At 35.4% G+C, this 15467-nt stretch carries 14 protein-coding genes; 6 read left to right on the forward strand and 8 right to left on the reverse strand.

All coding sequences use genetic code 11. The annotated features are described in order from the left end of the window. Positions 1 to 101: 101 nt before the first annotated feature. From rsgA to B9Y84_RS08860, 4 genes are all read right to left on the reverse strand, one after another. The gene (gene rsgA, locus B9Y84_RS08845) at positions 102 to 1019 is read right to left on the reverse strand and encodes a ribosome small subunit-dependent GTPase A (RefSeq protein ID WP_085516724.1); all 918 of its coding nucleotides are present in this window, start codon (positions 1017 to 1019) and stop codon (positions 102 to 104) included. Further along, positions 1016 to 2266: a 3-deoxy-D-manno-octulosonic acid transferase gene (locus B9Y84_RS08850; RefSeq protein ID WP_085516725.1), complete on the reverse strand. Its 1251-nt coding sequence runs from the start codon at positions 2264 to 2266 to the stop codon at positions 1016 to 1018. The genes rsgA and B9Y84_RS08850 overlap by 4 nt, the downstream gene beginning before the upstream one ends. 122 nt (positions 2267 to 2388) lie before the next feature. After that, positions 2389 to 2868, reverse strand: coding sequence for a DUF4199 domain-containing protein (locus B9Y84_RS08855; protein WP_085516726.1), 480 nt, complete (start codon positions 2866 to 2868; stop codon positions 2389 to 2391). Further along, positions 2849 to 3754 carry a DMT family transporter gene (locus B9Y84_RS08860; protein WP_085516727.1) on the reverse strand — a complete coding sequence of 302 codons (906 nt, stop codon included), beginning with the start codon at positions 3752 to 3754 and terminating at the stop codon, positions 2849 to 2851. Before B9Y84_RS08860 ends, B9Y84_RS08855 begins: the two co-directional genes overlap by 20 nt. A gap of 216 nt (positions 3755 to 3970) precedes the next feature. On the opposite strand from B9Y84_RS08860, the gene B9Y84_RS08865 reads away from it, so the two are divergent. The 5 genes from B9Y84_RS08865 (at position 3971) to B9Y84_RS08885 (ending at position 9411) form a co-directional block, all read left to right on the forward strand. Next, on the forward strand, positions 3971 to 5248 hold the full coding sequence (locus B9Y84_RS08865) for a replication-associated recombination protein A (RefSeq protein ID WP_085516728.1): 1278 nt from the start codon (positions 3971 to 3973) through the stop codon (positions 5246 to 5248). An 87-nt stretch (positions 5249 to 5335) separates the two neighbouring features. After that, complete coding sequence (locus tag B9Y84_RS08870) at positions 5336 to 5872, forward strand: NUMOD4 domain-containing protein (RefSeq protein ID WP_085516729.1); 537 nt, start codon at positions 5336 to 5338, stop codon at positions 5870 to 5872. A gap of 188 nt (positions 5873 to 6060) precedes the next feature. Continuing rightward, positions 6061 to 7332 (forward strand): serine hydroxymethyltransferase, encoded by a 1272-nt coding sequence (locus B9Y84_RS08875; RefSeq protein WP_085516935.1) that lies wholly within the window; start codon positions 6061 to 6063, stop codon positions 7330 to 7332. 94 nt (positions 7333 to 7426) lie between these two features. Further along, positions 7427 to 8275 carry a twin-arginine translocase subunit TatC gene (gene tatC / locus B9Y84_RS08880; RefSeq protein ID WP_085516730.1) on the forward strand — a complete coding sequence of 283 codons (849 nt, stop codon included), beginning with the start codon at positions 7427 to 7429 and terminating at the stop codon, positions 8273 to 8275. A 5-nt stretch (positions 8276 to 8280) separates the two neighbouring features. Continuing rightward, complete coding sequence (locus B9Y84_RS08885; RefSeq protein ID WP_085516731.1) at positions 8281 to 9411, forward strand: DNA polymerase III subunit; 1131 nt, start codon at positions 8281 to 8283, stop codon at positions 9409 to 9411. 45 nt (positions 9412 to 9456) lie between these two features. On the opposite strand, the gene B9Y84_RS08890 is transcribed toward B9Y84_RS08885, so the two are convergent. Continuing rightward, positions 9457 to 10443, reverse strand: a complete 987-nt coding sequence (locus B9Y84_RS08890; protein ID WP_085516732.1) for a bestrophin family protein — start codon at positions 10441 to 10443, stop codon at positions 9457 to 9459. Between the two features lie 194 nt (positions 10444 to 10637). Between B9Y84_RS08890 and B9Y84_RS08895 the strand changes: the two genes are divergently transcribed. Beyond that, a complete protein-coding gene (locus B9Y84_RS08895) occupies positions 10638 to 11435 on the forward strand; it encodes a DUF481 domain-containing protein (protein ID WP_085516733.1) in 798 nt (265 codons plus the stop codon). Positions 11436 to 11541: 106 nt separating this feature from the next. Here the strand turns inward: B9Y84_RS08895 and B9Y84_RS08900 are convergent, their stop codons facing one another. From B9Y84_RS08900 to B9Y84_RS08910, 3 genes are all read right to left on the reverse strand, one after another. Beyond that, positions 11542 to 12564 carry an alkaline phosphatase D family protein gene (locus tag B9Y84_RS08900; protein WP_085516734.1) on the reverse strand — a complete coding sequence of 341 codons (1023 nt, stop codon included), beginning with the start codon at positions 12562 to 12564 and terminating at the stop codon, positions 11542 to 11544. 244 nt (positions 12565 to 12808) lie between these two features. Next, positions 12809 to 13528 carry a hypothetical protein gene (locus tag B9Y84_RS08905; RefSeq protein WP_085516735.1) on the reverse strand — a complete coding sequence of 240 codons (720 nt, stop codon included), beginning with the start codon at positions 13526 to 13528 and terminating at the stop codon, positions 12809 to 12811. Positions 13529 to 13927: 399 nt separating this feature from the next. Then, positions 13928 to 15463, reverse strand: a complete 1536-nt coding sequence (locus B9Y84_RS08910) for a cryptochrome/photolyase family protein (RefSeq protein ID WP_085516736.1) — start codon at positions 15461 to 15463, stop codon at positions 13928 to 13930. Positions 15464 to 15467 lie beyond the last annotated feature (4 nt).

Genomic DNA, 15467 nt, shown 5'->3' on the forward strand with positions numbered 1-15467 from the left:
TATATTTTTCTTATTTTCTTTGCGAATTGGCACCTTTGCGGTTAATCACAGCCTTATCCTGTCATTGTTGATGTCCGACATTTCCAGTGAAGGTTTAATCATCATCGATGACTATCCTCATCCTCCAAAATACTTAAATAGCTCTCATATCGGCTAGGGGCAATCTTCCCTTCTTCCATGGCTTCCCGAAAAGCACAGCCTGGTTCATGCGTATGAGTGCAATTATGAAATTTACATTCTCCAATATATTCTCGCATTTCGGGGAAATAATGGCTTAATTCCTCGTTACCAATATCCCACAATCCTAATTCTTTAATTCCCGGAGTGTCAATCACAAAAGTCCCCTTGCTGGCTTCAAACATTTCTGCAAAAGTAGTGGTATGCACACCTTTTCCAACTGATTCAGACACCTCTCCAATTCTTTGATCAATATGAGGAGCAATTAAATTCAGTAGGGTTGACTTCCCTACTCCTGAATGACCAGCAAAAAGCGAGGTTTTTCCTTCTAAAACTTCTTTCAATTCTTCCATACCTACATTTTCTTCGGCAGACACTAACAAAACCTTATAGCCTAATTCCTGATAATCAAATTTTAGTGCTTCGTAATATTCTAAGCCCTCTTCATCTAATAAATCGGCTTTGTTAAATAGCAATACAGTGGGAATTCTAAAGGATTCGCAACTTACTAAGAACCTATCAATAAAACCCAAACTAGTTCTAGGGAAAGCCAAAGTCACTACCAAAACGGCTTGGTCGAGGTTAGCAGCCAAACGATGGCTATGTTTCTTTTTACGAGTGGATTTCCTGATGATATAATTTTCTCTAGGCAAAACATCCTTAATAATCGCTTCCTTTTCATTTTCAGGCGCAATGCTCACCCAATCTCCTACCGCCACAGGATTGGTTACTTTCTCATCATCCAAACGGAGCTTACCCCTCAATCTGCATTCGTAGAATTGCTCTTCTGCAAAAACAGTGTACCAACTTCCAGTCGATTTGAAAACTCTTCCTTTTATCATGATACTTTCATTTTTTGAACGATTGGCGCAATATATCTCATAATCTTTTCAGTGGCTCCTATGTTTTCCTTGACGTATTCCGAAGCATTTTTAGAGGCTTCTTCTATGTTAAATTGGCCTGAATTCATAATAAATAGAAAATCTTTAGCATTCGCCACTTGGAAAGCGCCTCCATTTTCCAATAAATCTAAAGCTTCTTGAAACTTTTTATAGTTTTTATTGCCAAAAACAACAGGCAATCCAAAACACGCAGCTTCCAGAGTGTTATGCAATCCATCTCCAAATGCACCGCCTATAAATGCTATTTTACCATATTGATATAGAGACGAAAGCATTCCGATATTATCAATCAAAATGACTCTTGTATTTGCAGCAGCAACAGCCTCGATCTTGCTAAAGCGTTCGGTTGGAATTTTCAAAATCTCTTCATGCAATTTCAAATTGGTTTCGCTTATATCATGAGGTGCTATAATGGCTTTCCAATTACTATTTTGTTGTAAAAAAGGTGCTATTACTTTAATATCTGGATCCCAAGTACTGCCTCCAATTACTACTGATTGTCCATTTGAAAATTCAGTAAATAAATCTTGAGGCTTTATACTATCTGTTATGGATTTAACCCTATCGAATCGAGTATCACCACTTACACTAACATTGTGAATGTGAATTCCCTTGAGCAAAGCAGCTACCTTCTTATTTTGCACGAAAATATGGTCGAAATGCTTTAATATTTTGCGATAAAAGTCTCCATGGAATTTAAAAAAACGCTGATTCGAACGAAATATGGCAGAAATAGAATATACCCAGCAATCTGCCTTTGCTAAGGCTTTTAAGTGATAATGCCAAAATTCATACTTCACAAAAAATCCTATCTTCGGATTAGTTATCTCCACAAATCGCTTGGCATTTTCTGCAGTATCTAATGGCATGTAACAGATGTAATCAGCCAATTCATAATTTTTTCGTACCTCATAACCAGAGGGTGAAAAGAAAGTCAGCAAAATAAAGAAATCTGGATGCTCATTTTTAAATGCTTCCATCACAGGTCTTCCTTGCTCAAATTCGCCCAATGACGCGCAGTGAAACCAGACTACAGGCTGGTCAACATCTTTAAATCTTTCTTCTAAATGAGGAAAAAGATCCCTTCTACCTTCTACGAACTTTTTGGACTTCGCATTGAATAAGGCAGAAATCTTAACACCAAGACTTAAAAATGATATGCCCAAACGATAAAAGAATTCTCCCATGCGGTAAAATTAAGGGGAAAAATTGGAAGTATAGAGAAAAGTGACTTTAGATTATGAATACCGTATATTTAAAAGTTCATAATCAAACGCATCTCAACTTTTTATGTGTTAGAATCAAGAAATCAAGCCTTCCTTCTAACAAACAAGGCCACAATAGCAGAAGTCAAAGTGCCAACAATAAGTGCAAAAACTGCACTTTGCCACAAGTAACTGGTCAAGTTAAAGTAATTACTGGCCTCTTCTTGGGTCATTTGGCCTTGATTTACAGCATAGGCAGAAACATTCTCAAAATAATCAGGCGTAATTAATTCATGCGTTACAAGTTGACTGAAAGGAGTCAATATGACTACTCCTAACGTTATAACCATACCAGAAATAAAGCCTTGCCTCCAAGTCATCACATTATTGAAATACTTTCTGCGCTTCTCTAATAACGCCAATACATACACAAGTACAGATGGAATGGCAACAAAATTGGTGTAAGCTGCATGCTCTGCAATATTTTCATCATGCCAGCCCATTGCTTTTTCAAAATACATCCAGAGTAGCATCATAATAACGAAAATCAATCCCCATTTAATTTCAATTAGTCTCTTTTGCATGTTTAGGTTTCTTTTGTTGACTCACTAAATATACTCCAAAAAATATCATCAATGCAAATAAGCTTTTTTCCCAACGAAAGACCTCTTGACCAATGATAATGGTAATAAGTGTAGCAAAAACAGGTTGTAAGTAGATGTAATAACCAACAATCGTTGAGTTGACATGCTTTAAAGCCATAGCATTCAGCAGATATGCTAGAAAAGTGGTTCCAATAATCACGTAAACAATGCTCCACCAAATATCAGCTGGAAAGGCTTGAAATTCCACATTGAAAATCGGCACGAGTCCTAAAGGAATTATCATCAATGTACCAAAAAGAAAAACCCATTTCACGACTGTAATAGGCTCATATCTCTGCATCAGTGGCTTGACCATCACCAAATAAATACCATAAAAAGTAGCATTCAAGAAAATAAAAATATCTCCCAAAAAGGCATCATTATCTATGCTAACCTCTTTATTTAACACCAATAAAATTACACCACAGGCACCAATTAGAATCCCAATTATCTTACGCCAAGTTATTTTTTCATTCAATAACCAAAAGGAAATCGCCAAAACAATAATCGGGTTAGCCGTCATGATAATGCTGGCATTTACAGGACTTGTCAAGCTTAATCCATTAAAGAAAATTAGTTGATTGCCCATTACACCAAAAACGGCACATTTTGCAAATAGCCAATAATCCTTTTTCCTAACTATCTTTTCTGAGGAAGTGAAAGCATGATAAATCCAAAAAAGAGCGGTCGCAACTGTTGCCCTTAACAATATAAAGGCATTGGGACTCATATAATTAGGCATTACACCTTTCGCAATCACATAATTTGCACCGTAGATTAAGCCTACTAAAGCAAGTGCCCCATGAATTTGCCATGTTTTATTCATTTGGCAAAACTAATGGAATATGTGGATATTGCAGTTTAATGATGGATTCAAAAATTTAAATTCTCAATAGCTTTTTTGTAGTAAATAATAGCTAAATGCTTAACAATAACGTGTAATTGCACTAAAGGCTTAATTCGTCTAAAATGAAACCTACAAGGTTTTAAAGAATATGGTATTGCAAAGCTAGAATAGGCTCAATTTAAAATTGGAAATAGTATGATATTTGGAGAAGATAAACCACTCGCAGAAAGGATGCGTCCAACTCAGTTGGAAGAATTGGTAGGGCAGCAACATCTGGTAGGGGAAAAAGGAGTATTAAGATTGACGATTGCGCAGGGGAAAATACCTTCGATGATTTTTTGGGGACCTCCTGGAGTAGGCAAAACTACCATTGCAAATATAATAGCCAATCAAGTAAAGGCCCCCTTTCAAACACTAAGTGCCATAAGCGCTGGTGTAAAAGATGTCAGGGAAGTCATCCAAAGAGCATCCCGTTCGGGTAAAATAATTTTGTTTATAGATGAAATACACCGTTTCAACAAATCCCAGCAAGATGCTTTATTAGGAGCTGTGGAAAAAGGAGTGATTACCTTAATTGGCGCAACTACTGAAAACCCATCCTTTGAAGTAAATTCTGCACTTCTTTCCAGATGTCAAGTTTATACACTAAAAGCATTGGAATTAGAGGATTTAAAAGGGTTGCTCCATGCAGCTTTAAAAAATGATGAAAAATTAAAAGAGCTGAATATTGAAATCAAAGAATATGAAGCACTGATTCAACTCTCTGGTGGCGATGCCCGAAAGCTCTTGAATTTATTCGAATTGGTAATTGACGCATATGGTAAAGAGGAAAAAGTTAAAATCACCAATGAGCAAGTAAAGGAAATTGCTCAAAATAGAATGGCGATTTACGACAAATCAGGCGAACAACATTACGACATCATTTCTGCTTTTATTAAAAGCATAAGAGGAAGCGATCCAAATGCTGCTCTATATTGGCTTGCAAGAATGATTGAAGGTGGGGAAGATGTAAAGTTTATTGCAAGAAGATTACTGATTTCAGCTTCGGAGGATATCGGTCTTGCAAATCCTAATGCCTTATTAATCGCTACCAACACTTTTCAAGCGGTTAGCATGATTGGATATCCTGAAGCCGAAATAGTGTTGGCTCAATGTGTCACTTACTTAGCATGTTCCCCAAAAAGCAATGCATCTTATCTAGCAATTAAAAAAGCTAGGCAGCTAGTTCGAGAAACCGGGGATTTATCCGTTCCATTGCATTTACGAAATGCACCCACGAAATTGATGAAAGATATGAAATATGGAAGCGGATATAAATATTCTCATGATTTTCCTGGAAATTTTGCTTACCAAGAGTTTATGCCTGATGAAATCAGTAAAAACACCCTCTACGAGCCTCAAGATAATGCTAGAGAGAAAGATTTTCGACAAAAGCTGCAAAATCTTTGGCGAAAGAAGTACGGTTATAACTAATCTAAGAATTATGGTATTTTTTTTATTAATTTAATTACCTACCTTTAATTTCAATATAAATAAGCAAAACTATAACTAAAACAGAACATGGATCCAAAACTGGAAAAGTGGAAAGAGATTGAATTTAATGTGGATCTTCCTCACGCTAAATACGAAGTCTCGAATTACGGCAGAATCAAAAGTTATTCGACCCGTGAAACCGGAAAAATCATCAAAGGATCAAATGTCAATGGCTATCAAGCTATCATGGTTCGATTTGATAAAAGAATTACTCAAAGCTATTATGTACACCGTTTGGTTGCCGAATCATTTATCCCAAAAGATAACGACAATCAGGTGTATGTCACTCACTTAGACTACGACAAAGCCAACAATCATTTAAGCAATCTAAAGTGGGTTTCTGAAAGAGAATTAGCTGATCATAATAATAAAAATCCAAAAGTTTTAAAGAAAAGAATTACCGGATATAAGCTAACAGAATCAGATGTAAGAGTGATCAAAAAGATGTTGAAAAACGAAAAGACTAGATATAGTCAGATCGCACGACAGTTTGGGATCACACATACTCAATTGAATCGAATTAGAAAAGGCCATAATTGGGGACATGTAACTATTGATGAATAAGGTATCTATTATTGTTCTTTTTAAACTAAAGCATGTTTTTCTAAAGTAGAGAACATGCTTTTTTTTATCTCGAAAGACATTTTTGCTATCCATTCAAAAATTTATCTAACTGTTTACAAAAGCTTCAAGCTTTTCAATTGTATATCCCGTAATTCTGCGCTAATTTTATGTCCAAATTGGTTTACAAAATGCAAAGAGATAATTTAGTATTCGACCTCATCAAGCAGGAACAAAAACGACAAGAAACAGGTGTTGAACTAATCGCATCAGAAAACTTCACTTCGCCCGAAGTGATGGAAGCAATGGGCAGCGTTCTGACTAATAAATACGCAGAAGGCTTACCAGGAAAAAGGTATTATGGTGGATGCGAAGTGGTAGATGAAGTTGAAAACTTAGCTATAGAAAGAGTAAAAGAATTATTTGGCGCTACTTGGGCAAATGTTCAGCCTCATTCTGGTGCTCAAGCCAATGCTGCTGTGATGTTAGCCTGTCTTAACCCAGGTGATAAAATATTAGGATTTGATTTATCGCATGGAGGTCATTTAACGCATGGCTCAACTGTAAACTTCTCAGGAAAGCTCTACAGTCCCTCTTTTTACGGAGTTGAAGAAGAAACTGGTTTGATTGATTGGGATAAAGTAGAGACTACAGCCAAAAAAGAACAACCAAAAATGATTATTTGTGGTGCTTCTGCTTATAGTCGTGAATGGAATTATAAAAAACTAAGAGAAATAGCAGACGAAGTGGGTGCTATTTTAGTAGCAGATATTTCTCATCCAAGCGGTTTAATTGCAAGAGGTCTGCTTGACGATCCCTTGGATTACTGCCATATTGTTACCACCACTACTCATAAGACTTTAAGAGGTCCGAGAGGTGGTTTGATTATGATGCGTGATGACTTTGAAAATCCATTTGGATACAAAAATCCAAAAGGAGAGCTACGTAAAATGACTCAATTATTGGATTCTGGAGTATTTCCTGGTACCCAAGGAGGACCTTTGGAACATGTTATTGCTGCTAAAGCAGTAGCTTTTGGGCAGTGTTTGACAGATGATTACTTCGATTACATATTACAAGTAAAGAAAAATGCTGAGGTGATGGCTACAGCATTTATGGATCGAGATTACAAAATTATTTCGGGGGGAACAGACAACCACTTAATGTTAATCGACTTAAGATCTAAAGGTATCACTGGAAAGATTGCTGAGGCAGTTTTAGGAGAAGCAGATATCACCATCAATAAAAACATGGTACCTTTTGATGATAAATCACCATTTGTGACTTCCGGAATGAGAATTGGAACCGCAGCAGTAACATCAAGAGGTTTAGTGGAGTCTGATATGGTGAAAATAGTAGATTTCATTGATACTGTAATCACTCAACATGAAGATAAGCAAAAGCTTGCTTCTATAAAGAATGAAATTAATGAGTGGATGGTAGCTTTTCCTTTGTTTAAATAGAGCCTTTTACGCAACTATTAGAGCAAATTTAGAAATCCAAGTACCAACATTAAACTTTTATCTATTTATAATTTAAGTTTCATATAATCAATATATGCCAGCAGATCAACCACAAGTGGAGATGAGCTTTTTGGATCATCTGGAAGCCTTTCGATGGCATATCGTAAGGGCTTTATCCGCTGTAGTAGTTTTTTCTATTATTGCTTTTGCCTCTAAAGAATTTGTTTTTGGCACTTTGATTCTTGGTCCATCACGACCAGATTTTTGGTTCTACCAGATGGCATGTAATCTAGGACAAACTTTAGCAAATTCAACAGCATTTTGTATTGAAGAACTGCCATTCATTATCCAAAGTAGAAAAATGACTGGGCAGTTTAGCATGCACATTACCTCTTCCATAGTATTGGGAATCATAGTGGCCTTTCCATATTTCTTTTGGGAAATGTGGAGATTTGTGAGTCCTGCATTATACGACAATGAAAAGAAAACCAGTAGAGGTGCTACTTTTTTTGTGAGCCTATTATTTATGTCTGGAGTATTATTTGGATACTATATAGTAGCCCCTATTTCCATAAATTTCTTGGCCAATTATCAAGTAGATGCATCAGTTTTAAATGAGTTTGATATAACATCTTATGTCTCAACATTAACGATGTTGGTTTTAGCATGCGGTTTAATGTTTCAGTTACCAATGGTAATTCTCTTTATGAGTAAAGCTGGTATTATCAATCCACAAATTTTGAAGCAGTATAGAAAAATTGCAATAGTAGTCATTTTGGTGATCAGCGCTTTTATAACACCACCAGATCCTATTAGCCAATTATTGATCTCTTTTCCGCTTTTAATTCTTTATGAAATAAGTATTTATATTTCAGCAATAATCCATAAAAGGAAAGATAAAAAAGAAGCTGAATTAAAGAAATTAGAAGATAGCAAAAACTAAGTACTATGCTCTTTGCCGATATACCAGGACTTACTGATTTAAAAGAACAACTTATAAAGGGAGTAAAATCTGGTAAAATTGCTCATGCTCAATTATTTTGGGGAAACCCCGGTACAGCAAACTTACCAATGGCTTTAGCATATGCTACTTACTTAAATTGCGAAAATCCTGGGGAAAATGATGCTTGTGGACAATGCAATTCCTGTCATAAAAATGCCAAATTCATCCATCCTGATTTTCAGTTCTCATTTCCTACGGCAGCAAACGACAACATAAAAGGAGACGACTCCAAACTCAGCAATAACTTCATGAAATATTGGAGATCTTTCCTTTTGACAGATAGCTTTGCCTCTGCTGCTAATTGGATTGATCATATTGGTACTGGCAATAAGCAACTCAATATCGCTAAGGATGAGAGTAAAAATATCATCCGAAACCTTTCCCTAAAAGCATTTGAAGGCAAATATAAAATCATGTTGATTTGGTTGCCCGAATACTTACACCCCTCTGCAGCCAATGCATTATTGAAAATAATTGAAGAACCTTCTGATAAAACTGTCTTTCTTCTGGTTTCTAATAATCGGGAGAAATTAATCGGAACCATCATTTCGAGAACGCAGGCTGTACATGTGCCCAACTATTCTGATGATGAAGTAAGAGATATTCTGGTTTCTACATATGAAGTAGCAGAGAACCAAGCTAAACAGCTAGCGCATATAGCTCAGGGAGATCTCCACAAAGCAGTTGAATTGATTGATGATGTTTCAGACGATGCTCAACAAGAATTTGAACAATGGATGAGAGAATGCTGGGCAAATGATTACACAAAATTGGTGAAAAGATCTGATGATTTTCATAAGTGGGGCAAAATGAATCAGCAACAATGGCTGGTTCATGCAGAAAATATATTGAGAGAATCTTTAGTAGCGCTCATGCAAAGCACGGAACTAATGAGAGTACCAGATGAGCATGAGCAATTTGTGATGAAATTCAGCAAAACATTAAGCTTGGAAAAGATTGCACAAATGAATGAAATCCTAAACAAAGCCATCTACTATCTTGAGAGAAACGCAAGTGCTAAGATGACTTTGCTCAATGTTTCTTTACAATTGGCAGCGATCTTAAGAAGAAAATAATTTTATAACAACACATTGGGAATTGACCTTCAATTCCTCTTGATGCTACAACAAAAACCCATTTTCCGATTTGGAGGCTTCAGGAATGTTCTCGTCCTGTATCATCTCTCGTAAATCTATTTCTATAGTTCTGGAAATGGCTGTAATGGGTACATCATTGTAGGTTCCCTCAAATGGGTTCTCAGAGTAATCCCCTATTTTCTCCATTAAAAAGAAAACCCAAATTACAAGTGCAGAAAGTAGAGGGGACAACCAATACATCCAGTCAGCCATGTTTTTGAATACATCTAGCATTCCAAATGGGACTAAGAAGGCGAATACAAAAGTCAACCATAAAGCAGTAGAAGCATATTGTCTTGGAAAAGGAAAAGTTTTAATTCGTTCTGATTTCCCCTGCCCATTATAAAATTCACTAATCAAATGATGAAATTCCATATGCCTAAAATCTTCAAAATAATTCTGCGTTCTCAATTCTTGTAGTCGTTCAGCTTGTTTTCTCATTATTTGAGTGGCCTTATTTGAATTATCACTGTAAGTCTTAAGTTCAGCATCAGAAATAAACTTAGAAAGCTCTGCATCTAAGGTATTTGTATAGTTTTCACAAACCGTTGCATTGAACAATTTATCTAGCCGCATGTCAGTATGCTCCCATTCTTTACTTAATCTCAGTTGAAAACGCAGAGCAGTCAACCATGCAAGATGTCTATAAATCAGTTCTTTTTTTATCTGGTCATCTTCGGCACCCGCCACGAAACTACATACAGCTGCTCCGAACGATCGGCTATTATTTACAATTTCGCCCCAGATTTTTCTTGCTTCCCAGGTACGATCATAGGAACTATTATTTTTAAATCCTAGATAAAACGCAACCGCTATACCTATGACACTTAGAGGTTGCCAGGGTAGGTTAAAGCTTAAATCAAAAATATACGCTAAGAGCGAAATGACAAAACCATATCCCAAGCCCAATAAGAAGGGCTTACTTGACCATCCAAAAGTCATCCAAAAACCGTAATTCTTATTTATATACATTTAAAAGCTGATTTAAAGTAATACCACATAAACATAGAAATAAAATCCCACAAATGCATTCCTATTTTATTAGCTCAATCTTAACAGTATCAAGTATTCAGATAAATTAAACCTTCCGAACAATCGGTGCTCCAGTCCATTTATAGTATATAGAATATTGCCTATATTAAAATTCACGCAAACCCAACAGCTCTATGACTAAATTATACAAATATTTATTTCTATTTCTTTTTACTACGCCTTTACATGGACAAATTCTTCATTACGAGAATTTTGCTGTAATTCTGGATACTACCAAGCATGTAAAAGGTAATATAGTCCCGAGCTTTCAGTATCAAAACCTAAAAGAGGATTTGATAAAATTTGAAAATACTGCTGACCTTTCACTATTATTTAAGAAAAATGCCATGACGATAGCAAATAAGGTGGAATTGTCCCGTTTTGGCGATGAAACTTTCGAGAGTGGTGGATACTTTTTTATTGAATACCGAAGAATTCAAGATACTTTACCTTTCGCTCTTGAACCTTATTTTCAAGCTCACTGGAATGAAGTTAGGGGTTTAGATAGAAAATATGCTGCAGGAGCAAATTTACGATGGAGAGCACTTTACAAAAAAAATACTGGTGTTTTTGCTGGCTTCGGCCCATTTTATGAATATGAAAAATGGGATTACCGAGGTGTTCCAGATTCGGAAACTATACCAAACCCTGCGAACTCCATCACAAATGAATTGATCAGATTAGGTAGTTACATAAGTTTTAAGCAAAGATTTGCGGAAAAATTCCTGCTAGATCTGAGCATCTACTATCAGGATGATATACAAAATCTATTTACCAACCCAAGAGCTGGAAGTAGCTCTAGACTAACTTATAAGCTCACCAAATACTTAGGATTAACTTTACTTTATCAGAATATGTACGATCCGCAGCCACTTGTACCCATCGATAAAGTATATCATAATGTGGTATTTAGCTTTAGCATAAATATCTAATCCTGGTCCAAAAAACTCATACAAGCATTTAATGATAAGATTGCAAAAATATTTAGCACCCAAATCGATTAACTGCAAGGAGAGCACTAGGATAAAGGTCTGAAAATCAATTCATTGAAATAGTGACAAAATGTAATAACTCTTGATCCTTGCCTCTAATTTCAGCTTCTATACTTAAACCTTCTTGCTTTTCTTCTATCTTAATTATCCCATAGTTCAAATCACTGACCAACTCTCCTAGTCGATGTCGGTTAGGTTCTTGAGGAGCATTGTTCCAGGTATGTGTTAAACCGCTTGAGGTTACTTCTACCAAAGGATAGTCAAGATCTTTAATATCTAATCTTGATATTTCTGCAATATGACGGTCTCCACTTAACAATAATGTGCCTTTTGGCTTCTTCTCTTGGATTAAAGACAAGAGTCTTTGTCTTTCCTGAGGAAAATTTGCCCATTTTTCATAATTGTGATCTTCAGGAATCATTTGAATACCACTAGCTATGATAAATAACGAAACATCTTTATCTGACATTTCACCTTCCAGCCACGACCATTGTTCTTCCCCCAATATTGTACCCTCTTGATTTACCTGATAGACACGATCTATTCTCTCAAGGCTATCTCTATGGTATCTTCCATCTAATAAAATAAGTCTTATGGTATGGGACTTCCATTTTACGTCATAGGAAGAGTACGCGCCTTTCCTTTCTCTTCTTTCGTCTTCAGCTGGCACATCAAAGAAATCCAAAAACAGCTGTTGACTTTCTTCTTTATAAGCATATTCCTTTCCAGCATCATTTTTACCATAATCATGATCATCCCAAACGCCTATCACTGGCATTTGCTCTCGAAGCTCTTTATAATCAGGGTGATTTTTCTGTATTTGATATTTATCCTTTAAAATCTGCATATCATCCGTATCACCATAAATATTATCCCCTAAAAACATGAATAAATCGGGATTGTGATCTATGATGGGTTGCCATAGAGGCTGAGCTAAGTTTTGACGATTACATGAGCCGAAAGACAAAGTCAAAGTTTCTTTCGAACCAAATTCAAAGGATTGATCTTGAGCAAAAAGACATGTGATAGTGAAAAGAGTAAGCAAAAATGACAATAAAGATGTGCGCATGTTTTCTTAGTTTTTGAAGATATCGCAAATTTATTGCATTAATTTACAAAGACTGTAATTTAAGATTAACTTTTTGCTAATTTATGTGAAAATTATAATGAAATAATATTATCTAATGTATTGTAAATTTGATAAGCACCAGAAACACATGGAGTGGGTATTTTTTATAAGTGATAAAAAGTTTTTCCAATAATAACTCCAAATTCCTTGAAATATGAAAGGTTCGCTGGATCCTAAACGGAAACTAATCTTGGGGAGCTACAATGTCAAATACCGCACTGATCCGCTCAGAATCGTAGAGATTTAAAGCCTGTTGCAATCTTCTTGAGGCTAAAATATAATCCTGCTCATGAATGGCAATCAGCCCCTGATTGAAAAATTGTAAAGCACTTAATTGTCTCAAGCTTATTTCTTTATAGATTGTTTTGGAGTTGGGTTCCCCATATCCTAAAGCACCTATAGACAGGTTTTGATTCAATAATGTAGCGCTATTATCAGGTAGAAAATCCTCCTTAAATTCTTTTATCTCATTTGCATTTGACAACCATCCACTTCTTGGGTCGGTTGTTTCTAAAATATACTCTTGATCACTAATACTAGCAATGATAAAAACATGATAATCAGTTTCAATAATGCTATGCTCAATATCAAAATATTTTAGTAAAATGGAATAAGTAATACTAGCAGAGACACAGTCATAATCGCCGGACTCCAATAAATTATTGAAAGTCGTCCCTTTGCGATATTCTTTCAATAGCTTTTGATGTGTTTTGTAAAAAATGTATTCTAAAAAATATTCTGCATCTGAATTGGATTTTCTCTCCAACTTCCTAATTAGTTGATTCCAGTTTTTATGATTTTCAAACTTATCTACCGATGCTATAAATGCAATATCATTTAGTAGCTCTTTATTTTGGGGATTGAAATTCTGGGCATTTACAGGACCAATTAAACCCAATATCATTATGAAAATTCCCCCAAGAATGGCTGTGCGGTAGCTTCGATATGGTGTTAAGAATGTTTTCAATATTACCTTAATGTTAACATACAACGATTGAACGTTATACAAAGTTAACAATTTATTAATAAATATAATAAATAGGTAATATAAAATTACTATCTAATTTTTTTTTAATTAACTGACGCATAGTTTTTTAGATGACTAAATGAATGACTTGAGCTTATAAAACCAACATCTTAATACAAAATTAAGGATCTTAACAATAAATATTAAGTAAGCTAGTTTCGCTTGGAAATGGCATTTTGAGATTTAGGATCATTTTCTTTTTTTTGAAATGAACCAAAAGATTTGTCCCCCGCTGACTTTATACAATTTCAATTCCCGTAGTCTATTATTAATTTCTTAAAGCTCATCGGCATGTGCTAAATAATAATCTGCCTGCTTTAATAAATCTTCCTTTTCTTGATCAGATTTCTTGTCCCAAGTTCTGTACATCATAGAAATTCGTTGATTTTTAGCTAGCTTATCGCGGTGAGTATTGTAAAAATTCCAGTACAAACTATTGAAAGGGCAAGCTTTTTCTCCAACTTTCTTTTTATGGTCATAATGGCAATTAGCACAGTAATTACTCATTTTATGCATATAGTTAGCACTAGCTAGGTAAGGCTTAGAACCTACTATTCCACCATCCGCAAACTGACTCATCCCTCTGGTATTCGTAATTTCTACCCACTCAATTGCATCAATGTAAATTCCTAAATACCATTTATCTACTTCATCAGGATCTGTCATATTGAGCAAAGCGAAATTACCCGTCACCATCAATCGCTGAATATGATGCGCATAGGCTTCCGTTAATGATTGCTTAATGGATTTCTCCATACATTTCATTTTAGTTTTACCTGTCCAATAAAAATCAGGAAGTGGACGATCATGCTCAAAGAAATTCTTTTCAGCATAATCTGGCATTTTTGCCCAATAAATTCCCCGCATGTATTCTCGCCATCCAATCACCTGCCTAATATAACCCTCCACTTGGGCTATATTGATTTTATCTTGATCTTCCTCCCAAGCCTTAATGATTTTATCTACGAGCTCCCTAGGGCTGATCAATTTTGAATTAAGTGCAAATGAAATTCTGGAATGAAACAAAAATTGCTCTTCGGTATGCATGGCATCTTGATAGGTGCCGAAATAAGGCAATAATTCACGGCAAAAGTATCTTGCAAATTGTAACGCCTGTTTTCTATCAATCGGCCAGTGGAAATTATCAGCATCAACAGTCCCTATTGTTTTTATTCCTGCGTTCTCAATATCTTTAAAAACCTCTTTTACATCATTTTTATAGCTGTACGCAGGTGGAATCGGGACTTCTCCCTTATATTTATTTCGATTATCATGATCAAAATTCCACTTCCCTCCTATTGGTTCTTTCCCGTCCATAAGGATATCATGATCTTTTCTCATTTTGCGATAAAAATTCTCCATTAGGAATTGTTTTTTACCACTAAAAAAATCAGCAATATCATTTCTACCAGTCAAAAAATGCTCTGTGTCTACCGAATTACTAGAAATGGAAATCTCTTCAACTAAACTTCTCAACTGCTGATCTAATCTATATTCATCGGGTAAGAGATATTCGAAATGCTCTATTTTATGTTCTTTAATAATACTCTTGATATTATCTTTTAATGATTGCTTGTTTCCAGCATCGTTAATTTTAATGTAGAGGAACTTATGACCTTTCGCTTCTAATTCAACTTTAAAAGCTCGCATCGCTGAAAAAAAGGATACCACTTTTTGAATGTGATGAGTGACGTAATCTGTTTCTTGACGCATTTCCATCAGCACATATAAGACATCATCGTTCTCTTCTGAAAACCAAGAATGTTTCTGATTAAGTTGATCACCCAAAATAAGTCTTAAGGTCTTTTTCATAATT

It is taken from the genome of Marivirga sericea (assembly GCF_900177665.1).
Taxonomy (GTDB): domain Bacteria; phylum Bacteroidota; class Bacteroidia; order Cytophagales; family Cyclobacteriaceae; genus Marivirga; species Marivirga sericea.